This is a genomic window from Pseudomonas sp. URIL14HWK12:I6, from assembly GCF_000514195.1.
In the GTDB taxonomy this organism is placed as follows: domain Bacteria; phylum Pseudomonadota; class Gammaproteobacteria; order Pseudomonadales; family Pseudomonadaceae; genus Aquipseudomonas; species Aquipseudomonas putida_A.
This window is the reverse complement of sequence record NZ_AZVL01000013.1, coordinates 122,239-146,439: the sequence shown is the minus strand read 5'-3', so window position 1 is coordinate 146,439 and position 24,201 is coordinate 122,239. Positions and strand designations below refer to the sequence as shown.

24 protein-coding genes and 1 pseudogene are annotated in these 24,201 nt (G+C 61.4%); 18 read left to right on the top strand and 7 right to left on the bottom strand.

Features of this window, described 5'->3' with window-relative positions; translation table 11 throughout:
• The first annotated feature begins 35 nt into the window (after window positions 1-35).
• Both H043_RS0118370 and H043_RS0118365 read left to right on the top strand, forming a co-directional pair.
• Window positions 36-788 carry a GntR family transcriptional regulator gene (locus H043_RS0118370; RefSeq protein WP_007968636.1) on the top strand — a complete coding sequence of 251 codons (753 nt, stop codon included), beginning with the start codon at window positions 36-38 and terminating at the stop codon, window positions 786-788.
• A gap of 1 nt (window position 789) precedes the next feature.
• Window positions 790-1,353, top strand: a complete 564-nt coding sequence (locus H043_RS0118365; protein ID WP_027613072.1) for an NUDIX hydrolase — start codon at window positions 790-792, stop codon at window positions 1,351-1,353.
• 124 nt (window positions 1,354-1,477) lie between these two features.
• Here H043_RS0118365 and H043_RS0118360 read toward each other — a convergent pair whose 3' ends face one another.
• A complete protein-coding gene (locus H043_RS0118360; RefSeq protein WP_027613071.1) occupies window positions 1,478-1,774 on the bottom strand; it encodes a DUF1330 domain-containing protein in 297 nt (98 codons plus the stop codon).
• Between the two features lie 69 nt (window positions 1,775-1,843).
• Here H043_RS0118360 and ribBA point away from each other — a divergent pair, with 69 nt between their 5' ends.
• The 6 genes and pseudogenes from ribBA to H043_RS30730 all read left to right on the top strand — a co-directional run.
• On the top strand, window positions 1,844-2,953 hold the full coding sequence (ribBA, locus tag H043_RS0118355; RefSeq protein WP_027613070.1) for a bifunctional 3,4-dihydroxy-2-butanone-4-phosphate synthase/GTP cyclohydrolase II: 1,110 nt from the start codon (window positions 1,844-1,846) through the stop codon (window positions 2,951-2,953).
• A gap of 320 nt (window positions 2,954-3,273) precedes the next feature.
• Window positions 3,274-4,299 (top strand): ABC transporter substrate-binding protein, encoded by a 1,026-nt coding sequence (locus tag H043_RS0118350; RefSeq protein WP_027613069.1) that lies wholly within the window; start codon window positions 3,274-3,276, stop codon window positions 4,297-4,299.
• Window positions 4,296-5,210 (top strand): ABC transporter permease, encoded by a 915-nt coding sequence (locus tag H043_RS0118345; protein WP_027613068.1) that lies wholly within the window; start codon window positions 4,296-4,298, stop codon window positions 5,208-5,210. The genes H043_RS0118350 and H043_RS0118345 overlap by 4 nt, the downstream gene beginning before the upstream one ends.
• 6 nt (window positions 5,211-5,216) lie before the next feature.
• Entirely contained in the window at window positions 5,217-6,026 is an 810-nt protein-coding gene (locus tag H043_RS0118340) for an ABC transporter permease (RefSeq protein WP_025111627.1), read from the top strand.
• 17 nt (window positions 6,027-6,043) lie between these two features.
• Entirely contained in the window at window positions 6,044-7,198 is a 1,155-nt protein-coding gene (locus H043_RS0118335; protein ID WP_027613067.1) for an ABC transporter ATP-binding protein, read from the top strand.
• Window positions 7,195-7,326: pseudogene (locus H043_RS30730) on the top strand (metal ABC transporter ATP-binding protein); the annotation flags it as partial. The gene H043_RS0118335 and the pseudogene H043_RS30730, both read left to right, overlap by 4 nt.
• A gap of 5 nt (window positions 7,327-7,331) precedes the next feature.
• Here H043_RS30730 and map read toward each other — a convergent pair.
• Entirely contained in the window at window positions 7,332-8,123 is a 792-nt protein-coding gene (gene map, locus H043_RS0118330) for a type I methionyl aminopeptidase (protein ID WP_027613066.1), read from the bottom strand.
• Window positions 8,120-8,347 carry a ParD-like family protein gene (locus H043_RS0118325; RefSeq protein ID WP_025111624.1) on the bottom strand — a complete coding sequence of 76 codons (228 nt, stop codon included), beginning with the start codon at window positions 8,345-8,347 and terminating at the stop codon, window positions 8,120-8,122. Before H043_RS0118325 ends, map begins: the two co-directional genes overlap by 4 nt.
• A gap of 297 nt (window positions 8,348-8,644) precedes the next feature.
• Between H043_RS0118325 and H043_RS0118320 the strand changes: the two genes are divergently transcribed.
• The gene (locus H043_RS0118320; protein WP_027613065.1) at window positions 8,645-9,580 is read left to right on the top strand and encodes a Ppx/GppA family phosphatase; all 936 of its coding nucleotides are present in this window, start codon (window positions 8,645-8,647) and stop codon (window positions 9,578-9,580) included.
• 125 nt (window positions 9,581-9,705) lie between these two features.
• On the opposite strand, the gene metE is transcribed toward H043_RS0118320, so the two are convergent.
• Window positions 9,706-11,994, bottom strand: a complete 2,289-nt coding sequence (gene metE, locus H043_RS0118315) for a 5-methyltetrahydropteroyltriglutamate--homocysteine S-methyltransferase (protein WP_027613064.1) — start codon at window positions 11,992-11,994, stop codon at window positions 9,706-9,708.
• A gap of 392 nt (window positions 11,995-12,386) precedes the next feature.
• Here metE and H043_RS0118310 point away from each other — a divergent pair, with 392 nt between their 5' ends.
• The 5 genes from H043_RS0118310 (at window position 12,387) to yecR (ending at window position 16,912) form a co-directional block, all read left to right on the top strand.
• Window positions 12,387-13,763, top strand: a complete 1,377-nt coding sequence (locus H043_RS0118310; RefSeq protein WP_027613063.1) for a cystathionine beta-synthase — start codon at window positions 12,387-12,389, stop codon at window positions 13,761-13,763.
• On the top strand, window positions 13,760-14,932 hold the full coding sequence (locus H043_RS0118305; RefSeq protein WP_027613062.1) for a cystathionine gamma-synthase: 1,173 nt from the start codon (window positions 13,760-13,762) through the stop codon (window positions 14,930-14,932). Before H043_RS0118310 ends, H043_RS0118305 begins: the two co-directional genes overlap by 4 nt.
• 530 nt (window positions 14,933-15,462) lie before the next feature.
• Complete coding sequence (locus H043_RS30725; RefSeq protein ID WP_256214319.1) at window positions 15,463-16,071, top strand: phage infection protein; 609 nt, start codon at window positions 15,463-15,465, stop codon at window positions 16,069-16,071.
• 184 nt (window positions 16,072-16,255) lie between these two features.
• On the top strand, window positions 16,256-16,570 hold the full coding sequence (locus H043_RS0118295) for a hypothetical protein (protein WP_027613061.1): 315 nt from the start codon (window positions 16,256-16,258) through the stop codon (window positions 16,568-16,570).
• Between the two features lie 33 nt (window positions 16,571-16,603).
• On the top strand, window positions 16,604-16,912 hold the full coding sequence (gene yecR, locus H043_RS0118290; protein ID WP_027613060.1) for a YecR family lipoprotein: 309 nt from the start codon (window positions 16,604-16,606) through the stop codon (window positions 16,910-16,912).
• A gap of 1 nt (window position 16,913) precedes the next feature.
• Here the strand turns inward: yecR and H043_RS0118285 are convergent, their stop codons facing one another.
• The gene (locus H043_RS0118285; protein WP_027613059.1) at window positions 16,914-18,539 is read right to left on the bottom strand and encodes a hybrid sensor histidine kinase/response regulator; all 1,626 of its coding nucleotides are present in this window, start codon (window positions 18,537-18,539) and stop codon (window positions 16,914-16,916) included.
• 113 nt (window positions 18,540-18,652) lie between these two features.
• On the opposite strand from H043_RS0118285, the gene H043_RS0118280 reads away from it, so the two are divergent.
• Together H043_RS0118280 and H043_RS0118275 are read left to right on the top strand one after the other, a co-directional pair.
• The gene (locus tag H043_RS0118280) at window positions 18,653-19,267 is read left to right on the top strand and encodes a response regulator transcription factor (RefSeq protein ID WP_027613058.1); all 615 of its coding nucleotides are present in this window, start codon (window positions 18,653-18,655) and stop codon (window positions 19,265-19,267) included.
• Window positions 19,268-19,321: 54 nt separating this feature from the next.
• Window positions 19,322-19,516, top strand: a complete 195-nt coding sequence (locus H043_RS0118275; protein WP_027613057.1) for a PLD nuclease N-terminal domain-containing protein — start codon at window positions 19,322-19,324, stop codon at window positions 19,514-19,516.
• A gap of 83 nt (window positions 19,517-19,599) precedes the next feature.
• Here the strand turns inward: H043_RS0118275 and H043_RS0118270 are convergent, their stop codons facing one another.
• Window positions 19,600-20,598, bottom strand: a complete 999-nt coding sequence (locus tag H043_RS0118270) for a bile acid:sodium symporter family protein (protein ID WP_027613056.1) — start codon at window positions 20,596-20,598, stop codon at window positions 19,600-19,602.
• 85 nt (window positions 20,599-20,683) lie between these two features.
• Between H043_RS0118270 and H043_RS0118265 the strand changes: the two genes are divergently transcribed.
• Complete coding sequence (locus H043_RS0118265; RefSeq protein ID WP_027613055.1) at window positions 20,684-21,472, top strand: helix-turn-helix domain-containing protein; 789 nt, start codon at window positions 20,684-20,686, stop codon at window positions 21,470-21,472.
• A gap of 139 nt (window positions 21,473-21,611) precedes the next feature.
• Window positions 21,612-23,324: an amidase gene (locus H043_RS0118260; RefSeq protein ID WP_027613054.1), complete on the top strand. Its 1,713-nt coding sequence runs from the start codon at window positions 21,612-21,614 to the stop codon at window positions 23,322-23,324.
• Between the two features lie 91 nt (window positions 23,325-23,415).
• On the opposite strand, the gene H043_RS0118255 is transcribed toward H043_RS0118260, so the two are convergent.
• The gene (locus H043_RS0118255; RefSeq protein WP_027613053.1) at window positions 23,416-24,126 is read right to left on the bottom strand and encodes a hypothetical protein; all 711 of its coding nucleotides are present in this window, start codon (window positions 24,124-24,126) and stop codon (window positions 23,416-23,418) included.
• Between the last annotated feature and the right edge of the window lie 75 nt (window positions 24,127-24,201).

The following is a 24,201-nucleotide window of genomic DNA, read 5'->3' as shown; positions in this document are numbered from 1 at the left end:
TCTGGCATGGACAGCCAACTTAAAGAGCGGACCCCATGAAACGCCAGCCACTCGACGACAGCTTCAAGGTCAATCGCAACCCCGTTACCCTGCGCGAAATCGTGCTGGATAAACTGCGTAGCGCGATCATGAATTTTCAGCTCATGCCCGGTGATCGTCTGGTCGAACGCGATCTGTGCGATCGCCTCGGTGTCAGCCGCACATCGGTGCGCGAAGCCTTGCGCCACCTGGAGTCCGAAGGTCTGGTCGAGTTCGCCGATGCCAAAGGCCCACGGGTGGCGATCATCACCCTCGCCGATGCAGTCGACATCTACGAGCTGCGCTGCGTGCTCGAAGGTCTGATCGTCCAGCTGTTCACCCTGCGTGCCAAGGCCAAGGACATCAAGGCCCTGGAAAAAGCCCTCGACGAGAACCGCAAGGCGCTCAAGGACGGCGAACTGCAGCAGGTGATCGACTCGGTACAGGGCTTCTACGACGTGCTGCTCGAAGGCTCGGGCAACCATGTGGCGGCCACTCAATTACGCCAGTTGCAAGCGCGCATCAGCTACCTGCGGGCGACCTCAGTGTCCCAGGAAAACCGGCGCGGCGCGAGCAACCACGAGATGGAAAAAATGGTCGAGGCGATCAAGAGCGGCGATCCGCTGGCGGCGCATCAGGCCTGTGTCGATCACGTACGCGCCGCTGCCGCCGTGGCCCTCGACTACCTCAAGCGCAAACAGGAAGAGACCGGCGCCACGCCGAACATCACCCTGCCGATCGCGCTGAAAGAACCGCGTATAGGTCACTGACATGTTCAGCCCGAGCTTTTGCCCGAAATGCGGTGGCCCTGACCTCGGTCAGCAGGTACCGCCGGGCGATACGCACGAGCGCCTTATATGCCGCGGCTGCGGCTATATCCACTACGTCAATCCGAAAATCATCGCCGGCTGCATTATCGAGCAGGACGGCAAATATCTCTTGTGCCAACGGGCGATCCCCCCGCGCCCGGGCACCTGGACGCTGCCGGCCGGCTTCATGGAAAGCGGCGAGACCACCGAGCAGGCGGCGCTGCGCGAAGTCTGGGAAGAAAGCGGCGTGCGCGCGGAAATAGTCTCGCCGTATTCGATTTTCAGCGTGCCGAAGATCAGCGAGGTGTACATCATCTTCCGCGCGATCGCGCTGGAGATCACCGGGCAGTACGGCCCGGAAACCCTCGACTACAAATTCTTCGCCCCTGAGGACATTCCGTGGGAGCAGATCTATTACCCGGCGATCCGGCAGATTCTTGAGCGTTACATCGAGGAGCGTCAGGCCGGGGTGTATGGGATCTACATGGGCAATGATGACAGCGGGAAGATCCACTTTATCCGCTGAGGATCACCTTCGCCCCTGTGGGAGCGGGCTTGCTCGCGAAGGCGGTGTGTCAGTCGATAGAAATGTTGAATGATTGACCGCCTTCGCGAGCAAGCCCGCTCCCACAGGGGATTTGTGGTGTTGCTTAAAGTGGGGCGATGCCTTCTACGATGACGATCTCCGCCCTCGCCCATTCCTCGCGATAACGTTTCGCCTCCTGATACGCCGCCGAGTGGTAGCACGCCACGGCCTTCTCATAGCTCTCGAATTCGATCACCACGCTACGCTGAGGGGTAGCCCTGCCCTCGAGCGCTTCGCTGCGTCCGCCCCGGGCCAGAAATTTCGCGCCGAACGCGGCGAAGGCTGCCGGTGCGCGCTGGGTGTATTGGCTGTAGTGCTCGGCATCGTCGACATCCACGTGGGCAATCCAGTACGCCTTCATAGTGACCTCTTTGTTGATTTTGTATTATGGTATACCAATATTATTTGCAACCAACCCTGAGAGTCCAGCATGGCCTTCAACAGCATCGAAGAAATCCTCGAAGATTATCGCCTCGGCAAAATGGTCCTGCTGGTCGATGACGAAGATCGGGAAAACGAAGGCGACCTGCTGCTGGCCGCCGATTGTTGCACGCCCGAAGCGATCAGCTTCATGGCCCGTGAAGCACGCGGGCTGATTTGCCTGACACTGACCGACGAGCACTGCCAGCGCCTGGGCCTTGAGCAAATGGTGCCGAGCAACGGCAGCGTGTTCAGTACCGCGTTTACCGTGTCGATTGAAGCGGCGGTCGGGGTCACCACTGGCATTTCTGCAGCTGACCGCGCACGCACGGTCGCGGCCGCTGTGGCCAAAGACGCCCGCGCCGAAGACTTGGTGCAGCCTGGGCACATCTTCCCGCTGCGCGCCAAGGAAGGCGGCGTGCTGACCCGCGCCGGCCACACCGAAGCCGGCTGCGACCTCGCCCGCCTCGCCGGTTTCACCCCGGCCTCGGTGATCGTCGAGGTGATGAACGATGACGGCACCATGGCCCGCCGCCCGGATCTGGAAGTGTTCGCGCGCAAGCACGGAATCAAGATCGGCACCATCGCTGACCTGATTCATTATCGCCTGAGCACCGAGCACACCATCGAACGCATCGGCGAACGTGAGCTGCCGACGGTGCATGGCACGTTCCGTCTGATCACTTTCGAAGACCGCATCGAGGGTGGCGTGCACATGGCGATGGTGATGGGCGATCTGCACCGCGAAGAGCCGACGCTGGTGCGTGTGCATGTGATTGATCCGCTGCGTGATCTGGTCGGCGCTGAGTACAGCGGGCCAAGCAACTGGACGTTGTGGGCGGCGCTGCAACGGGTCGCGGCGGAAGGCCATGGCGTGGTCGTGGTGTTGGCCAATCATGAATCGTCGCAGGCGCTACTGGAGCGCGTGCCGCAATTGACCCAGCCGCCGCGGCAGTTCAGCCGCTCGCAATCACGGATTTATTCGGAGGTGGGTACCGGGGCGCAGATTCTGCAGAACCTGGGGGTGGGCAAGCTGCGCCACTTGGGTCCGCCGCTGAAGTATGCAGGGTTGACCGGGTATGACCTGGAAGTGGTCGAGAGCATCCCCTTCAGCGAATAATCCACGCCAACCACAATTCCAACTGTAGGAGTGAGCCTGCTCGCGATAGCGGTGGATCAGCCAACATCATCGCAGAACGTCACACCGCTTTCGCGAGCAGGCTCACTCCTACAGGGTTTTGCATTTCAATTTAATTCCCTCGAGCTCACAAAAAGCCCATCCGCCAGATAACCGGTAAGGCAAAGTGCTTGCACAAAGTTTGGAATACCATAATATGATATTCCATAGACCGAGCGACCTGAAAAACCGTCCGGCTACTGCTCCCGACAGGCGGGCAACAACGCAAGCCCGCTCAAAAACACAACAATGAGGGCGTAAAAATGGTGTTGAACAAAGCTGCAACCGCAATCCTTTTTGCGGGACTGCTGAGCGTGACCGGCCAGGCTGCAATGGCCGCCGAAAGCGTGAACTTCGTCAGCTGGGGCGGTAGCACCCAGGATGCGCAGAAACAGGCCTGGGCCGATCCGTTCAGCAAGGCCAGCGGCATCACCGTGGTGCAGGACGGCCCGACCGACTACGGCAAACTCAAGGCCATGGTCGAGAGCGGCAACGTGCAATGGGACGTGGTCGATGTCGAAGCCGACTTTGCCCTGCGCGCCGCTTCAGAGGGCCTGCTCGAACCCCTCGATTTCAAAGTCATCCAGCGCGACAAGATCGACCCGCGCTTCGTCAGCGATCACGGCGTCGGCTCGTTCTTCTTCTCCTTCGTCCTCGGCTACAACGATGGCAAACTCGGCGCCAACAAGCCGCAGGACTGGAGCGCCCTGTTCGACACCAAGACCTACCCCGGCAAACGCGCCCTGTACAAATGGCCGAGCCCCGGCGTGCTCGAACTGGCGCTGCTGGCCGACGGCGTAGCGGCTGACAAGCTCTACCCGCTGGATCTGGATCGCGCCTTCAAGAAACTCGACACCATCAAGAAAGACATCGTCTGGTGGGGCGGCGGCGCGCAGTCGCAGCAACTGCTGGCCTCCGGTGAAGCGAGCATGGGCCAGTTCTGGAACGGCCGGATTCACGCCCTGCAAGAAGATGGCGCACCCGTCGGTGTGAGCTGGAAACAGAACCTGGTCATGGCCGACATTCTGGTGATTCCAAAAGGCTCGAAAAACAAGGACGCGGCGATGAAGTTCCTGGCCAACGCCAGCAGTGCCAAAGGCCAGGCCGACTTCTCCAACCTGACCGCCTACGCCCCGGTCAACGTCGACAGCGTGGCGCGCCTGGACTCGGTGCTGGCCCCGAACCTGCCGACGGCCTACGCCAAGGATCAGATCACTCTTGATTTCGCGTACTGGGCCAAGAACGGCCCGGCCATCGCGACACGGTGGAACGAATGGCTGGTCAAATGAAAATGGCGGCCACTGCGCCCCGTCCTGCAACGGTGACCGGGAGCGCCACCGGCGCTGCCGGCTCGACCCACACCTTCAGACAACGCTGGAAAGGTGCCGGCAACCTGGTCCCGGCACTGCTGTTCCTCGGCCTGTTCTTTCTCGCGCCGTTGATTGGCCTGCTGTTGCGCGGCGTGCTCGAACCGACCCCGGGCCTTGGCAACTATGAACAACTGTTCGCCAACTCGGCGTATGCGCGGGTGCTGCTCAACACCTTCTCGGTGGCCGGGCTGGTGACGATTTTCAGCCTGTTGCTGGGCTTTCCGCTGGCTTGGGCGATCACGTTGGTGCCGCGCGGCTGGGGCCGCTGGATCCTCAATATCGTGCTGCTATCGATGTGGACCAGCCTGCTCGCCCGCACCTATTCGTGGCTGGTGCTGCTGCAAGCTTCGGGGGTGATCAACAAGGCGCTGATGGCGCTGGGCATCATCGATCAGCCGCTGGAAATGGTGCACAACCTGACCGGCGTGGTGATCGGCATGAGCTACATCATGATCCCGTTCATCGTCCTGCCGTTGCAGGCGACCATGCAGGCCATCGACCCGATGATTCTCCAAGCCGGCTCGATCTGCGGCGCCAGCCCGTGGACCAACTTCTTCCGGGTGTTCCTGCCGCTGTGCCGGCCGGGTCTGGCGTCCGGCGGGTTGATGGTGTTCGTGATGTCGCTCGGTTACTACGTGACCCCGGCGCTGCTCGGTGGGGCGCAGAACATGATGCTGCCGGAGTTCATCATTCAGCAGGTGCAATCGTTCCTCAACTGGGGCCTGGCCAGTGCCGGCGCCGCGTTGCTGATCGCGATCACGCTGGTGCTGTTCTACTTCTACCTGAAGCTTCAGCCGGAATCCCCGGTTGGCGCCAGCAACGCGAGGTAAGCCGAGATGCTCCTGACTCCCAATGCCATGAGCCGGCGGATGCGTTTCGGCTTGTATGCAACCACCGGACTGATCGGTTTGTTCCTGCTGTTGCCGATCGTGTTCATCGTCCTGCTGTCGTTCGGCTCGTCGCAGTGGCTGGTGTTCCCACCGCCGGGCTGGACGCTGAAATGGTACGGCCAGTTCTTCTCCAACGCCGACTGGATGAACGCTGCGGCGGCCAGCCTCAAGGTTGCCGTGCTGACCACGATTTGCGCCGTGGCCCTCGGTCTGCCAACCGCGTTTGCTCTGGTGCGCGGGCGCTTCCCCGGTCGGGAAATGCTCTACGGCCTGTTCACCCTGCCGATGATCGTGCCGCTGGTGATCATCGCCGTGGCGGTGTACGCGCTGTTTCTCAAGCTCGGTTACACCGGGACCATGTTTGCGTTTGTGGTCAGCCATGTGATCGTCGCGCTGCCGTTCACCATCATCTCGATCATCAACTCGCTGAAGCTGTTCGATCAGTCGATTGAAGACGCGGCGGTGATCTGCGGCGCCTCACGCCTGCAAGCGGTGTTCAAGGTGACGTTCCCGGCGATCCGTCCGGGTATGGTTGCCGGCGCCCTCTTCGCCTTTCTGGTTTCGTGGGACGAAGTGGTGCTCAGCGTGATGATGGCCAGCCCGACCCTGCAAACCCTTCCCGTGAAAATGTGGACCACTTTGCGCCAGGACCTGACCCCGGTGATCGCCGTCGCTTCGACGCTGCTGATCGGCCTGTCGGTATTGGTCATGGTGATCGCCGCCGCGCTGCGCCGGCGCAACGAAATCAGCGCCTGAGCGCCCAGGAGTACGACATGAGTGCCGTGATCAAAGACGCATCCCAGCAGAACGACAAACCCCTGGTCAGCCTGCGCAATCTGAACAAGCACTACGGCGACTTTGCCGCCGTCGACAACATCTCGCTGGACATCAAGGACGGCGAGTTCCTGACCTTCCTCGGCTCCAGCGGCTCGGGCAAAAGCACCACGCTGTCGATGCTCGCCGGGTTCGAAACCCCGAGCTGCGGCGAGATCCTGGTCAACGGTCAGTCGCTGGTCAACGTGCCGCCGCACAAGCGCGACATTGGCATGGTGTTCCAGCGCTATTCGCTGTTCCCGCATCTGTCGGTGCGCGACAACATCGCCTTCCCGCTGGCGATCCGCAAACTCGCCGCCGCCGAACGTGACAAGCGTGTCGATGCGATGTTGAAACTGGTGCAGCTCGAACAATTCGCCCATCGCCGCCCTTCGCAACTCTCTGGCGGCCAGCAGCAGCGGGTCGCCATCGCCCGGGCGCTGGTCTACGAGCCACGTATTCTGCTGATGGACGAACCGCTCGGCGCGCTGGATAAAAAACTGCGTGAAGACTTGCAGGATGAACTGCGCCAGCTGCATCGGCGCCTGGGCATCACCATCGTCTACGTGACCCACGATCAGGAAGAAGCCATGCGCCTGTCGCAGCGCATCGCAATTTTCAGTCACGGCAAGATTGTTGGCCTGGGCAGCGGTTATGACCTGTATCAGAATCCGCCGAACGCGTTTGTCGCGTCATTCCTCGGCAACTCGAACTTCCTCAAGCTCAAGGCCCAGGGCAATGCGGCGGCTTCGTTTGAAGGACAGTCATTGTCGATTCGACTGACCGCTGGCTTGCATACCGATCAGGATGTGCTGCTGATGGTGCGGCCGGAAAAAGCTGTGGCGCTGAGCGTGCAGCAGGCGAGCGAGGAGCCGCTGGCAGCGGGTTGGAATGAGGTGTCGGCCAAGGTCGTGGAGGTGCTGTTTCTTGGCGAAAGCCAGACGTGCAGCGTGGTGACGTCGGGCGGTACTTCGATGACGGTTAAAGCGCTGTCGGCGGCGGGCATGCCGCTCAAGGCTGGCGATCCGGTGCGAGTGCGCTGGGCTACGGCGGATGCCTGCGTCTACACCGAATGGGCTGAAAGCGACCTCAACAAAGCCGCCGGTTCTCACTGAGGATCTCGGCAGCACCGCAAATCCCCCCTGTGGGAGCGGGCTTGCTCGCGAAGGCGACGTGTCAGTCACTGTTTATGTTGAATGACACACCGCATTCGCGAGCAAGCCCGCTCCCACAGGGGTCTGGTGGTGTTCAGGCGATAGGGGTGAAACCTTCTATTGCGTCCGGCCAGGCGGTGAGGATTTCGAAGCCGGTTTCGGTCACCGCGACCATATGCTCCCACTGCGCCGACAGCGAGCCATCCTTGGTCAGCACCGTCCAGCCGTCCGGCATGTTCTTCACATGGCGCTTGCCGGCATTGAGCATCGGTTCAACGGTAAAAATCATCCCCGCCTTGAGCTTCATGCCCTGATTGGGGAAACCGTAATGCAGGATCTGCGGTTCATCGTGATACACCTTGCCAATGCCATGCCCGCAATACTCGCGCACCACGCTGAAACCTTCGCTCTCCGCCAGGCTCTGGATCGCATGACCGATGTCGCCCAGTGTCGCGCCCGGACGCACCCTGCGAATGCCGGCGCACATGGCGTCGTAGGTGGTCTTGATCAGGTGTTGTGCTTCAGGCGTCGCCTCGCCGACCACGTACATGCGGCTGGTGTCGCCGAACCAGCCGTCCTTGATTACCGCGATGTCGAGATTGACGATGTCGCCATCCTTCAGCGGCGTGCCCGACGGGATGCCGTGGCACACCACGTCGTTGACCGAGGCGCAGACGGTTTTCGGGAAACCGTGATAACCGACGTTGGCCGGAATGGCTTTCTGCACGTTGACGATGTAATCGTTGCACAACCGATCCAGCTCATCGGTAGTCACGCCGGCCTTCACATGCGGTACCAGCATTGCCAGCACTTCGGCGGCGAGTTTGCCCGCCGCGCGCGACTTCGCGATTTCCGCAGGGGTATTGATCTTGATCTGATTTCTCATGCGCTGACGGCTTCCTGAGTCAGTTGATGCAGATCCAGCCCGCCGTTCTGTTCGGCGCGGATCAGCAAGCGGCAAATGGCGCTGTGGTCGAGGTTGGGGTGCAGCTCGGCGAGCATGCCGATGCGCATCCAGTGCTCGGCCTGCGCGTTGATCGAGCGGCTGAGCGCGGTGCTGGAGATGCGCAGGTTCTCGTGCATGTCTTCTGAAATCTTTACGATGCCCATATCCGAATCCGATACGAAGTGTATATGGATCGTATATTAGCCAAGGGACGCCCACGATTGCAAACCTTGCGCACGGCTTGCCAAATCGCGGGCAAAAAAAAGCTGCCCAAAGAGGCAGCAAAAACTTTAAGAACACGCGATGTATTGGGCTCAGGATAGACGCCGGATAATGACAGTGTCATGACAGCCAACAATTCACTGAACCGCCCCTGCCCCGTCATCAGGATGTCATCAAGCGCATCGCAGAATCCTCGCAAACCGTCTTGACCCTTCGACGGATGTTTCGCAGGGATTCCCATGAAAGAAGACGCCTCGCTGTTTGCCGCCATCGACCTGGGCTCGAATGCGTTTCGCCTGATGATCGGCCAGTCGGTTCGCAGTCGAAAAGGCTTCATGATTCAGGAAGTCAAAACCCTGCGTGAACCGGTGCGGCTGGCCGAAGGCTTCGACGGCGGTGCACTGGACGAAATGGCGCTGGATCGTGGCTGGCAGGCGCTGGCGCGGTTCGGCAAGAAACTGCGCGGCTTCGAGGCCGGCAAGGTGCGGGCCGTGGCGACCAGCGCGGTGCGCGAGGCCGACAATGCGCAGTTGTTTCTGCACAGTGCCGAACGCCATCTGGGTTTTCGCATCGACGTCATCTCCGGCCATGAAGAGGCGCAACTGGTGTATGCCGGCGTCGCTCATACCCTGCCGGGGGCGGAGGACATGCGGCTGGTGGTCGACATCGGTGGTGGTTCCACCGAGCTGATTCTCGGCCAGGGGTCGCAACCGCTGCTCACCGAAAGCATCGCCATCGGCAGCGGCAGCCTGGGCGCACGCTATTTCCCTGACGGACGCATCGCGCCCGGTGCACTGCAGGAAGCCGAGCGCGTGGCGATCCTGCAATTCGAAAAAGTCGCCCGCCGCTATCGCGCGCAGGGCTGGCAACAGACCATTGGTTCCTCCGGCACGGCGCGGATGCTGGCGAAGGTGCTCAAGGCCAATCGCTTGAATGACTTCGGTCAGGATGGCATCACCTATGGTGGGTTGTTGCGTTTGTCGCTGTTGCTGCTGAAGGTGAAGAACGTTCAGCAATTGAAGCTGGCAGGCTTGCAGCCGCATCGCCAGAGCATCCTCCCGGGAGGGCTGGTGCTGATGCTGGCGGCGTTCAAGGTGTTTGGCATTTCGCAGATGGCGCCGTCGGAACCGGGGCTGCGCCTCGGTGTGTTGCATGGTTTGATGAGCCGTCACTGACCGATCACTGAACTCAGTGTGGGAGCGAGCCTGCTCGCGAAAGCGGTGTATCAGAGAAACATTATTCGACTGACACGCCGCCTTCGCGAGCAGGCTCGCTCCCACAGGGTTTGGTGGGTGTCTCCTCAGGCCAGTTCTTTGCGCAGTTGCCGGGCGGCGGTGACCATGTGTACCAACGCCGCTTCTGTCTCCGGCCAGCCACGGGTTTTCAGACCGCAATCCGGGTTGACCCACAACCGCTCGGCCGGAACTCGCTGCGCTGCCTTGCGCAGCAGATTGGCCATTTCCGAAGCATCCGGCACCCGCGGCGAGTGAATGTCGTAGACGCCCGGGCCGATCTCGTTCGGGTAATCGAAGGCCTCGAACGCCTCCAGCAGTTCCATGTCCGAGCGCGAGGTTTCGATGGTGATCACATCGGCGTCCATGGCGGCGATGGACTCGATCACATCATTGAATTCGCTGTAGCACATGTGCGTGTGGATCTGCGTTTCGTCGCGTACACCGGAGGCACACAGGCGGAACGCTTCGGTGGCCCAATCCAGATAGTGCTGCCATTGCGCGCGGCGCAGCGGCAAACCTTCGCGGAACGCGGCTTCATCGATCTGCACGATCCTGATTCCGGCGGCTTCCAGGTCCACCACTTCGTCACGGAGCGCCAGCGCCAGTTGCCGCGCCTGCACTTCACGGGACACGTCTTCGCGCGGGAACGACCACATCAGCATGGTCACAGGTCCCGTCAGCATGCCTTTCATGACCTTGCCGGTCAGGCCCTGGGCGTAGCGGATCCAGTCCACGGTCATGGCTTGCGGACGGCTCAAATCACCGAAGATCACCGCCGGTTTGACGCAACGCGAACCATAGCTTTGCACCCAGCCAAAACGGGTAAACGCGTAGCCGTCGAGTTGCTCGGCGAAGTACTCGACCATGTCGTTGCGCTCGGCTTCACCGTGCACCAGCACGTCGAGGCCCAACTGCTCCTGAATTTGCACGGCGTGGCGGATCTCGCTGTACATGGCTTCGGTGTATTCGGCTTCGCTCAGTTTGCCTTGCTTGAACGACTGCCGCGCCAGGCGGATCGACGCAGTTTGCGGAAACGAACCGATAGTGGTGGTCGGGAACAGTGGCAAATCGAGGCCGGCGCGCTGCTTGGCGATGCGCTGGGTAAACGGCGATTGGCGCTGGCTATCCTGCGCAGTAATGGCCGCCACACGGGCCTGCACTGCCGGTTTGTGAATACGAGGCGAGGCGGCGCGGCTGGTCTGTACCGAGCGACTTTGGGCCAAGGCGCGCAGCACTTTCGGCGCTTCCGGCTCGTTGACCGCCTGCGCCAGCACGGCGACTTCTTCGCACTTCTGCACGGCAAACGCCAGCCAACTTTTCAGCTCGGCATCGAGCTGGTCTTCGCGGCCCAGATCCACCGGACTGTGCAACAGCGAGCACGATGGCGCGACCCACAGGCGATCACCCAGGCGCTCATGTGCATGCTGCAAAGTCGCCAGCGCATTTTCCAGATCGCAGCGCCAGACGTTGCGGCCGTTGACCACACCCAGCGACAGCACCTTGTAGGCCGGCAGGCGATCAAGGATGGTCGGGTACTGTTCCGCTGCGCGCACCAGGTCGATGTGCAAACCGTCGACCGGCAGGTTGGCGGCCAGACCGAGGTTCTCTTCCAGACCACCGAAGTAAGTGGCGAGCAGTTTCTTCAGCGGATCACGCTGGATCTGGTTGTACGCACGCTCGAAAGCATTCTTCCACTCCTGCGGCAGGTCGAGCACCAGAATCGGCTCATCGATCTGCACCCATTCCACACCGAGTGCGGCCAGCCGGGCGAAGATCTGCCCATACAGCGGCAGCAAACGATCAAGCAATTCCAGCTTGTCGAACTCGGCGCCTTTGGCCTTGCCCAGCCATAGATAAGTCAGTGGGCCGATGATCACCGGTTTGACGTTATGCCCCAGTTCGCGAGCCTCTTCGACTTCTTCGAACAACTGTTCCCAGCCGAGCTGGAACTGTTGATCGGCACTGAATTCCGGTACCAGATAGTGGTAGTTGGTGTCGAACCACTTGGTCATTTCCTGCGCATGGGCACCGCCGCAGCAACTGTCGCTGACACCACGGGCCATGCCGAACAAGGTTTGCAGCGTGGCTTTGCCGTCGTGCGGTCGGAAGCGCTCGGGAACCACCCCGAACATCAGCGAGTGGGTCAGCACCTGGTCGTACCAGGCGAAATCGCCCACCGGCAGCAGCTCGATGCCGGCGTTCTTCTGCAAGTCCCAGTGGGCCTTGCGTAATTCACGACCCACTTCACGCAGGCCGGCCTCGTTCAGTTCTCCTTTCCAGAACGCCTCTTGCGCTTTTTTCAATTCGCGGTCGCGACCAATGCGCGGAAATCCGAGGGAATGGGCCAGTGCCATGACAAACAACTCCAATGTCTTGTTGATGGCGGCCATTGTCAGGATCAGCCTCTAGTGAGACAAACTCATTTTAATCTTGATGATCACAAGTTTCCCTCATGATCAGTTGTCGGCCGTATGCCCGCTGAAAACACGATTCGCCCTGCAGGATATTCCTACGCAGATCAAGCTGTGAGGGGCGCTGGCGACGCCCTTTCAATACTCGATGGCGCCTTGATGTAAACCCTCTGAAACCGGGCGCTTGCAGGCTGCGATTCTGTTCTATGGTTAGATCGAAATGGCTGGCGCAGCGGCGGGTTAAAGGTTGCGACGGATCATGTCTAAGCCTATGTTGCACGCGAGCTTTTCCCCGCGAATGGAACGCGATCAACACCACTACAAGAGGTGAAGAAATGTCAAAGGATTCACGCCCTGCCGTACTTGGGCTGATCGGCAATACGCCGCTGGTACAGGTTACCCGCTTCGATACCGGCCTCTGCACACTGTTTCTCAAACTGGAATCACAAAACCCCGGCGGCTCGATCAAGGATCGCATCGGTCTGGCGATGATCGATGCCGCTGAACGCGACGGGCGCCTGCAACCGGGTGGCACCATCGTCGAGGCCACCGCCGGCAACACCGGTCTGGGCCTGGCGCTGGTCGGCCGGGCCAAAGGCTACCGCGTCGTACTGGTAGTCCCGGACAAGATGTCCACCGAGAAAGTCCTGCACTTGAAAGCCATGGGCGCCGAAGTGCACATCACCCGCTCCGACGTCGGCAAGGGCCACCCCGAGTATTACCAGGACGTGGCCGCACGCCTGGCAAAAGACATTCCCGGCGCGTTCTTCGCCGACCAGTTCAACAACCCCGCCAACCCGCTGGCACACGAATGCAGCACCGCGCCGGAGATCTGGGCGCAGACCGAGCATGATCTGGATGCGATCGTGGTTGGCGTCGGTTCCGCCGGCACCCTGACCGGGCTGAGCCGCTTCTTCAAACGGGTACAACCGGATCTGGAAATGGTCCTCGCCGACCCGGTCGGTTCGGTGATGGCTCAGTACAGCCGCGACGGCACGATGCCAACGCCCGGTTCATGGGCGGTGGAAGGCATCGGCGAAGATTTCATTCCGTCGATCACCGACCTCACCAGCGTGCGCCACGCCTACTCGATCAGCGACGAAGAAAGCTTCGATCACGCCCGCCAGTTGCTCAAGGCCGAAGGCATTCTCGGTGGCTCGTCGACCGGCACCCTGCTCGCCGCCGCGCTGCGTTATTGCCGCGAACAGACCGAGCCGAAACGCGTGGTCAGCTTTGTCTGCGACACCGGCACGCGCTATCTGTCCAAGGTTTACAACGACCAGTGGATGACCGATCAGGGCCTGTTGCAGCGCAAACGCTATGGCGACCTGCGCGATCTGATCGCCCGGCGCTTCGAAGATGGCCGCGTGATCAGCGTCGGCCCCGACGACACCCTGCTGACCGCGTTCCAGCGCATGCGCCTGGCGGATGTTTCGCAATTGCCGGTGCTGGTGGAAGGCAAACAACTGGTCGGTGTGATCGACGAATCCGACATCCTGCTGGCGGTGCACGAAGACGCTGCGCGCTTCAGTCAATCGGTGTCCAGCGTGATGACCGACAAACTGCAAACCCTCGCCCCCGGTGCCAACCTCGCCGAGCTGGAAGCGGTGCTCAGTCGCGGCCTCGTCGCGATCATCGCCGACACGTCGGGCTTCCACGGCCTGATTACCCGCACCGACATGCTCAACCAATTACGGAGATCCCTCGCATGAGTCAGCACGACGATAAATCCCAAGGCTTCGCGACCCGGGTGATCCACGCCGGGCAAGCGCCGGACCCGACCACCGGTGCGCTGATGCCGCCGATCTACGCCAACTCGACGTACCTGCAAGACAGCCCCGGCGTGCACAAGGGCTTCGACTACGGGCGCTCGCACAACCCGACGCGTTTTGCCCTGGAGCGTTGCGTGGCGGATCTGGAAGGTGGCACCCGCGCGTTCGCGTTCGCTTCCGGGCTGGCGACCATTTCCACCGTGCTCGAACTGATCGATGCCGGTTCGCATGTGATCTCCGGCAATGACCTGTACGGCGGCACGTTCCGTCTGTTTGACAAGGTGCGCCAGCGCAGTGCCGGGCATCGCTTCAGCTATGTCGATCTGACTGACCTGGCGGCGTTCGAAGCGGCGCTGCAGGACGACACCCGCCTGGTGATTGTCGAGTCGCCGACCAACCCGCTGCTGAGCCTGTCGGATCTGGCCGCGATTGCGCGCATCTGCCGCGCACGCGGGATCATCAGCGTTGCCGACAACACCTTCGCCAGCCCGTACATTCAGCGCCCGCTGGAGCTGGGTTTCGACATCGTGCTGCACTCGACCACCAAGTACCTGAACGGTCACTCCGACGTGATCGGTGGTATCGCGGTGGTTGGGCAGAATGCCGAACTGGCGGACAAACTCGGCTTCCTGCAAAACGCGGTCGGCGCGATTTCCGGGCCGTTCGATGCGTTCCTGACCCTGCGCGGGGTGAAAACCCTGGCGCTGCGCATGGAACGTCACTGCAGCAACGCGCTGGAACTGGCCAAGTGGCTGGAGCAGCAACCGCAGGTCAAACGCGTCTACTACCCGGGCCTGCCGTCGCACCCGCAGCATGAGTTGGCCAAACGGCAGATGCATGGTTTTGGCGGGATGATCTCGGTGGATCTGAACAGTGATCTGGAGGGCGCACGGCGCTTTCTGGAAAACGTGAAGATCTTTGCCCTGGCAGAGAGTTTGGGCGGTGTTGAAAGCCTGATCGAGCATCCGGCGATCATGACCCACGCGACCATTCCAGCTGAAACCCGCGCGAAACTGGGCATCGGCGATGGCCTGGTGCGTCTGTCGGTGGGGGTCGAAGATCTCGAAGACCTGCGCGCCGATCTGGCGCACGCACTGACCAAAATCTGACCCTGCAACAACGACAAAGCCCGCAGCAATGCGGGCTTTGGTGTTCGAGTAGGCGGCCAGTGCTGGTCTCTGGCTTACAAGGTTTATCGGGCCTCTCACAGTACAAAAGCAACCATGGAAAAAGAGCGGTGCTTTGCTGCCTCACACGGCATAAGGGCTGGATCTCAGCGCGGAGATCTTTCTAACCGTGTACCCTTCGGAACGCGCCCCACGTCCCCTTGCTATCCGCTTGCGCATCAGTCTGCGTCTTCGCCTACACCTTTGAGGCTAGCAAAAGCATCGAGTCGCGGGTGGTGTTTTTAGACTGATTTCCTTCAAGCGCCCGTGTGCAAGGAAGTTAACCGACTATCGCTTGCATGTTGTCGCACCTGCGCCTGCATTTTGCCGATCTATACTTTTCAGTTCGCTAACGCGGTTTCATGCAAAAACGTCGGCACCCGTGCGCCCATCCAGCGCGCCCGTGCCAATTGCCAACCTGGTCAACCCCGGGCCAACGAATGCTGTGTGGCTGATGGGTCGTGGAGAAAATCATGAAACACACGCTTTTGTCAGGCGCCATCCTTGCGGTCGCGGCGACCGTGATGTTGCCAACGGTTTGGGCTGCGCAGCCGCAGGCGGTGGCCTCTGATGGTTCGGATCATGTCGGAGCCGCTGCAGTGGCGTCCGATGGCTCTGATCATGTCGGTGCTGGCGCAGTGGCTTCCGATGGTTCCGATCACGTCGGCGCTGGTGCAGTCGCCTCGGACGGTTCGGATCATGTCGGGGCTGGTGCAGTCGCCTCGGACGGTTCCGATCATGTCGGCGCTGGCGCAGTCGCCTCGGACGGTTCGGATCATGTCGGGGCTGGTGCAGTCGCCTCGGACGGTTCGGATCATGTCGGGGCTGGTGCAGTCGCCTCGGACGGTTCGGATCATGTCGGCGCTGGTGCAGTCGCCTCGGATGGTTCCGATCACGTCGGGGCTGGCGCAGTAGCCTCCGATGGCTCCGATCACGTCGGCGCAGGCACACTGGCTTCCGACGGCACCGACAAGGTCGGCGCCAATCGTTATGCCTACTCACGCGTTGGTGTCGGTTCTGATCGCGTCGCTTCGGCGCTGATGACCGGCAGCTATTCCGACCAGTTCAACTCCCCTCAGTAATCGGCGCGAGGCGACCCATTGGGTCGCCTCTCCCTCCGCCGCACTAGCACATTTGTGCTAATCGACCGCCCCGCCACCCGGCGTTATATTCCCTCGCAACCCCCGATGCTCTCCAACATTGCCGCTGTGCAGTGCGCGGGATCGTCGTGCCTGGAAATCAGAACAACACCAAGGAAGAAACACCATGAAACTGCATTCCAATCTGTGCAAAGTGGCCATCGTCAGCGCTCTGCTGCTTGGTGCCAGCGGCTGCCAGACCGCCAAACCTACAGAAGCCAGCATGAAAGAACGGGCCCAGACGGTCATCGGTAAACCGGTGTCGAAAATCGACAACATCCGCAGCGACAGCACCCTCACCTACTACACCGCCTACACCCCCGCCGGCGAGTACAACTGCGAGTTGCCCAGCGGCGCGATTATCGCGGTGGCGAGCATGGGCATCATGACCCCGCCGCTGTCGTGCCTGCCCAAAGGCGCCTCGCCGATTCCGTTCCAGTAAACCTTCATCCCCGGTAAAGGACTACGTTCCATCATGAAAATCCTGATCGCAACTCTCACTCTCACCGCCCTCGCTCTGACAGGCTGCGCCACGCCCAAACAATGGGAGGCCACCGGTGGCAGCAAGAACGACGGCGTGGTCCAGGTCTCCTACGAATTGGGTCAGTTCGAAAGCGGCCAGACCAACGCCGCGCAAGGCCTGACTGTGGCGATGGAGCGCTGCAAGACCTGGGGTTACAAGAACGCCGAGGTGACCGGTTCCGAGAAGAACATCTGCCGCACCATGGGCCAGTTCAACTGCCTGCAAACCACCATCACTCAGGACTACCTCTGCAAGCGTTGAGTCAAACCTGCTCGGCCGGCTCGGTTTGCCGGTCGCGCAGGCTGCGCAAGGTCGCGCGCAGCTCGGCCGGGCGTACCGGTTTGGACAGGATGGCAATTTGGCGGTCGTGCAAGGCCGCCTGTATTTTCTCGATGTCATGCCCGGTGATGATCATCGCCGGCACCGCAAAACCCCGCTGGCGCCGCACCTCGTCAATGCACTCGATGCCCGTGGAATGTGGACCCAGATCGTAATCGGCGACGATGATGTCGCAATCGGTGACCAGCCCCTGCCCGCTCAATTCGCCTTGCACCACGCAGCCCCAGCGCTCGAGCAGCGCCGAGGTCGCCAGCAAGACGTTGCGATCATCCTCCACCAGACACACCTTCAGCCCGGTCAACAGGCCGGCCTGCCGCACATCGTCACGCATGACCGGCAACTGCGGCGCCACGGCCACCGGCAAGCCATACAGGGAGACCGCCGTGCCGCGCCCAAGCTGCGAGCGCAAGGCCACATCGACGCCTATCAACTGCCCCAGACGCTTGACGATCGACAGCCCGAGGCCGACGCCTTCCACGTCCTTGTCGCGCACCTGACGCACTCGATAAAACTCCTCGAAGACCTTCGGCAGATGTTCCTCGGCAATGCCGTTGCCGCGGTCATAAATCACGATGGCCAGCCCGTTGCCACGCTTGCGCACGCCGATCAGTACCGGGCGTTGCGCGCCGTATTTGAAGCAATTGGAAAGCACGTTCTGCACCATGGTCGCGAGCAACGCCGGATCGCTCTGTACCCAGTATTGGCAGGGGCGCAGACGCAACTCCACGCCGGCCCAGCGCGCCGCCTCGGCGTTCTGGCGGATCAGGTCGGCCAGCCACTCGCCAAGATTGAACACTTGCAACCTCGGCAGGATGCGCCCGTTGTCGAGGGTGTAGAGGTCGAGAATCGAACGGAACAACTGCGAGACGTTGAGCAGCGAACGGTCGATGTTGTCGACCAGCTGCCGCTCCTGCTCGCCCAGCCGCGACTCACGCAGGCACGCCGTGAACAGCCCGATGGAGTGAATCGGCTGGCGCAGATCATGGCTGGCCTGGGCGAGAAACCGCGATTTCTCCAGATTGGCCGCGACCGCCTCTTCGGAGGCCTTGCGCGTGCGCTCCAGCAGCAAGTGCGCGTAGAACGGAATCACCGTGCTGGTGAGCATCAACATCAGCACCATGTACGGTTGCGCCTGCCACACCGGCGTCAACCGATAGACCGCCAGCAACGCCAGCAGCGCCAACACCGTGGCAATCGCCAGATAGCGCGAGCCATAGCGCATGCCGTTGCCCAGGTTGACCCAGATGATCACCGCGTAAAGCGGCAACGCCGCTTCACCGCCGAGCACCAGGCCGAAACAGGTGCCGGTGTAATCGTGGATCATCGCGAATATTCGTCGCGCCGGGTAATGCCCCGGCCAGCGCGCGATGGCCTGGCGCAGGACAATCGACGCCAGCAGAAACAGCGAGATGTAGACCACCACCGGCAGATAGGTATCGAAGCGCTGCCCCGGCAAAACACCGAGCGCGCAGATGTAAACCATGGCAATGCTGGCGATGATGATCCGCAGATTGGCCTGATCCAGCTCGGTGTTTTTCTCGAACTTCATGGGCAACGTCCTTGTGCGACAGTCGTCAGATTCAGCAGCGGCCGGCAGGCAATCTGCGCTTGCGGTGCTAAGGTGCATGCCGTAAACCACGCTGATCCAGGGAGGGTCACGTCATGACATGCCGCATCATCATAGCCGACGATCACCCGTTGTTTCGCGAAGCCATGCGGCGCACCGTGCAGCGTTTGTTGCCCGAGGCGGCTATCGAGGAGGCCGGCGACCTCGACGCCGTGCTGGCCTTGCTGCCCGACGGCAGCGAGCCGGACACACTGATTCTCGACCTGCGCTTCCCCGGCCTGACCTGCATCAGCCAACTCGCCGAACTGCGCCGAAAACTGCCGCGCACCACGCTGATCGTGGTGTCGATGGTCGACGACGAGGCATTGATCGGCGAAGTGATGGCGGCCGGCATCGACGGTTTCATCGGCAAGAACATTGTCCCGGATGAGATCGGTCAGGCCATTCTGGCGATCCGCGAAGGCGAAGTGCTGGTCAGGTTCGCGCCTTCCGGGCTGCTGCCGCTGGAGACCGGCACCGCCCTCACCCCGCGTCAGCAGGATGTGTTACGGCTGATCGCCCAAGGCAAGACCAACAAGGAAATCGCCCGGGAACTGGATATCTCGCCGTTCACCGTGCGCATCCATGTGTCGTCGCTGTTGCGCACGCTCAATGTGCCGTCGCGGGCAGCCGCTGCGGTGAAGTATTCGGGAGGCAGCGGCACAATTTAAATGAACCCTGCGCGCTTGGACTCACCTAACTGAAAGACCATCAGGAGGTAGCCCATGCAAATTGAACCCGTCTGGATCGTACTCGCCGTCGTTCTTGTGATCGTTGAATTGTGGGCGATCAACCGCGTGCGCAAGAGCGCAGGCAAAGGCAGCAACAAAGGCGTGTGGATTATCGCCATCGTGTTCGTGCCGTTGTTTGGCCTGATTGCCTGGGCACTGGCCGGCCCGAAACACGTGACTCAGGACTGAAGGATTCTTGCGCTGTAATGCCCTGCGCGGTCAACTGTGGGAGCGAGCCTGCTCGCGATGGCTGACCGCCGGGCATCACTGCATTATGGATCAACCTGCGCCATCAGCTCCGGCACCGATTCCGGCCGCTTGGCATAACGCTGCGCCAGCACCGCACAGACCATCAGCTGAATCTGATGGAACAGCATCAGCGGCAGAATCAACACGCCGATGGTGCTGCCGGCAAACAACACCTGCGCCATCGGCACGCCGGTGGCCAGACTCTTCTTCGAACCGCAGAACAAAATGGTGATGCGGTCTTCCTGGCTGAAACCGAACGCCTTGCCCAGCAAGGTCGACGCCAACAGCACCAGCCCCAGCAGGATGCAGCAGACCACCACCAGCCCCAGCAGATCCACTACCGGAATCTGATGCCAGATACCTTCGTTGACCGCCTCGCTGAATGCGCCGTACACCACCAGCAGAATCGAACCCTGATCGACAAACTTCAGCCAGTTCTTGTTGCGCCCCACCCATGCGCCGATCCAGCGCCGAGCGATCTGCCCGGCGATAAACGGCAGCAGCAGTTGCACGCTGATTTTCAGGATCGCATCCAGGGTCGAGCCACCGTCGCCGTGCACGTTCAGCAGCAGCGTCACCAGCAACGGCGTGAGAAAGATCCCGAACAGGCTCGACGCCGCTGCACTGCAGATCGCCGCCGGGATATTGCCTCGGGCCAGCGAGGTGAAGGCAATTGCCGACTGCACGGTGGCGGGCAACGCGCAGAGATACAGCATGCCCATGTACAGCTTGTCGCCAATCAGCGGCGACAGCAGCGGTTTCAACGCGAGCCCGAGCAGCGGGAACAGCACAAAGGTCAGACCGAACACCAACAGGTGCAGGCGCCAGTGGCCGGCACCGGCGATGATCGATTCACGCGACAGCTTGGCGCCATGCAGGAAAAACAGCAGCGCAATGGCGATATTGGTCAGCCAGCCGAACCCCACCGCGACCTGCCCGCTGGCCGGCAGAAAACTGGCCAGCAGCACGACGCCGATCAGGGTCAGGGTAAAGTTGTCGGGCAGGAATCTTGGGCGAGTCATGGGCTTGTTCATCCGGGGGTTGCCAGTACGTGACTGCGACTCTAACGTGAGCAGAAATTACCGACTAACGCCGAAGAGCCAACAGATGCCGCCTAAAGGACATGAAAAAAGCTTCAGGCGCAGCATTCCCGGGCTGCCCAGCCTGCCCCGTGCGCTGTACGGGCGCACCGAATCGCTGCCCAATCGCGCACTGACCCGGCGTCACAGCCACCCGTGGGTGCAATTGTCGTACGCGATTCAGGGCGTGCTCGAAGTGCAGACCGGCGCCGGGCGTTTCGTCGCGCCACCGGAGCGCGCGGTGTGGATTCCGGCGGGCGTGCCGCACCGAGTGTTCAGCTCGCCGCACACCGAAATGCGCAGCCTGTACATCGACTGCAGCGTGGCCGGCTGGGCGCTGGAGCGCTGTCATGTGTTGGGCGTCAGCGACCTGCTGCGCGAACTGATCCGCGCGTTCAGTCTGGTCCCGGTGGAATATGACGAGGGTGGCGCACATGGTCGGTTGGCCCAGGTGATCCTCGATCAACTGGCCGAGGCGCCGCAGATCGACCTGATGCTGCCGCTGCCGCAGGACAGCCGTCTGCGGCAGATCTATCAAAGCCTGGAGCAACATCCGGAACAGCAGACCACACTGCAGCACTGGAGCGAAAAATTCGGCGTCACCGAAAAAACCCTCAGCCGCCTGTTTTTACGCGACACCGGCCTGACCTTCCGCGCCTGGCGCCAGCGCTTGCGATTGCTCGGCGCACTGACCCCGCTGGAACGTGGCGAACGCGTCACCGACGTGGCTCTGGCCTGCGGTTATGACTCGACCTCGGCGTTCATCGCAGCCTTCCGCCAACAGTTTGGCGAGACACCGGGTGAATTTTTTCGCTGAGTTTTGTCGATATTTATCGAATTAGCACATGCCATTCGGCAAAGTTCAGGGTAGAGTTTCGCCCATCGGTAATTCTTCACACGTTTCGACGATAACCATAATGACCCACCCCTTTAGCGAACCTGTCGGCGGTAACAGCATGATCGAAGTCACTGAAGTCTCCATTGCTCAATTACGCGCGGCGCTCGAAGCCGGCCAGACCACCGCGGTTGAACTGGTGCAGGCCTATCTGGCCCGGATCGACGCCTACGACGGCCCGAACACCGCCACCGCACTGAATGCCGTAGTGGTGCGCAATCCCGAAGCACTGGCCGAAGCCCGGGCGTCCGACGCGCGCCGGGCCAAGGGCGAAACCCTCGGCCCGCTCGACGGCATCCCTTACACCGCCAAGGACAGCTATCTGGTCAAGGGTCTGACCGCCGCCTCCGGCAGCCCGGCCTTCGCCGATCTGGTGGCGCATCGCGACGCCTTCACCATCGAACGCCTGCGCGCCGCCGGGGCGATCTGCCTGGGCAAGACCAACATGCCGCCGATGGCCAATGGCGGCATGCAGCGTGGCGTCTATGGCCGGGCCGAGAGCCCGTACAACGCCGCCTACCTGACCGCGCCGTTTGCCTCCGGATCGTCCAACGGCGCCGGCACCGCCACCGCTGCGAGCTTCTCGGCGTTCGGCCTGGCGGAAGAAACCTGGTCGAGCGGTCGCGGCCCGGCGTCGAACAACGGTTTGTGCGCCTACACGCCGTCGCGCGGAGTGATTTCAGTACGCGGCAACTGGCCGCTGACGCCGACCATGGATGTGGTGGTGCCGTACGCACGGACCATGGCCGATCTGCTTGAAGTGCTCGACGTGGTCGTCGCGGAAGACCCCGACACCCGTGGCGACCTGTGGCGCCTGCAGCCGTGGGTGCCGATCCCGAGCGTCACCTCGGTGCGCCCGGCGTCCTACGCCGAACTGGCAGTGAAACCCGCGGCACTGGCCGGCAAACGCCTCGGTGTGCCGAAGATGTACATCAATGCCGACCCTGAAGCCGGCACCAGCGAAGCGCCGGGCATCGGCGGCCCGACCGGGCAACGCATCAACACTCGTGCGTCAGTGATCGACCTGTGGAAACAGGCCCGCGCTGCTCTGGAAGCGGCCGGCGCCGAAGTCATCGAAGTGGATTTCCCGCTGGTCTCCAACTGCGAGGGCGACCGTCCGGGCGCGCCGACCGTGTTCAATCGCGGCATCGTTTCCAAGGAGTTCCTGCACCACGAACTGTGGGATCTGTCGGCCTGGGCCTTCGACGATTTCCTGCGCGCCAACGACGATCCGAAGCTCAATCGCCTGGCCGATGTCGACGGGCCGAAAATCTTCCCGCACGACCCGGGTACCCTGCCCAACCGTGAAGGCGATCTGGCCGCCGGCATGGACGAGTACGTGCGCATGGCCGAGCGCGGAATCACTCCGTGGGACCAGATCCCGACGCTGCCCGATGGCCTGCGCGGTCTGGAAAAGACCCGCAAGCTTGATCTGGAAGACTGGATGGATGCGCTGAAACTCGACGCGGTGCTGTTCCCGACCAACGCCGACGTCGGCCCGGCAGATGCCGATATCAATCCGGAATCGGCAGACATCGCCTGGAGCAATGGCGTCTGGGTCGCCAACGGCAATCTGGCGATCCGGCACCTCGGCGTGCCAACTGTCACCGTGCCGATGGGGATCATGGCCGACATCGGCATGCCGGTCGGCCTGACCTTCGCCGGTCGTGCTTACGATGACTCGAATCTGTTGCGTCTGGCCTCGGCGTTTGAGGCTACCGGATCGAAGCGTCAGGTGCCGCCGCGTACTCCGGCGTTGGCCCGTGGCAAATAACTAACCCGAGGCGGCAGCTGCAGCCTCCTCGGGCACGCCAGATGACCGATCAGGTGCGCGCACTTGATCGGTCCTGATGCCGACAGTCATGTTATTTCGCGTCGTCATCATCCGGATCGAATTTCATTTTCTTGCTTTCTCCCTTACTTTCAACAAGGCCGGCTTTGGGGAGCTGAAAGGTATAAAACGAAACCTGGGTGTTGTTTTTTGAGTCGCGCTTGAGCAGATACAACATGTCCTCAGACTCTGCGACCTGGCAGGCGGTGTAGCGGTCCAGGCTGCGGAAGGTCAAGGTGCGCTCCTCGCACTTCGCGGCGGTATCCAGGGCAGATTTTCTGCCCGACATCGAGGGTACGTGGACGGTCAGATACCAGGCCAGAATGGAAAATCCGGCCAGGACTGCGGAAAAAGCGAAGAGTTTGAACACGATGTTCAATTCACTTGCACGTTGGCGAAACCTCACAAGCCACAGAGGATTTGTCGGGGATACCGGCAGCCTTCCCGGCCGCTCAGTCAAGGCAATGATCAATGAAACGGCAATGACAAATGCTATGGCGAACAGTAACGCGCCGATCATCGCGCCAAGTCCTGCAGCGCCATACGCAGCAAGCTTTTGACCACTGATATTCAATCGGTCAAACGGCACATCCAGCACCAGATAATATTTTTCCAGATGAGCGTAGCCATTGAGTACGAATGCGCCGAGCATCGCCGCAATGAATAACGAAACCTCGATGCGCAAGTATTTCCGGTAGCGTTCCAACCCCTCTTCTGCACGCAACTCATTGACTGGCTGATTCAATTACGAAACTCCTTTTCGTTGCCGGACAAGGCATTCGCCCGACCCAATGAAGGCGGCGATCATACCGCTATGCGC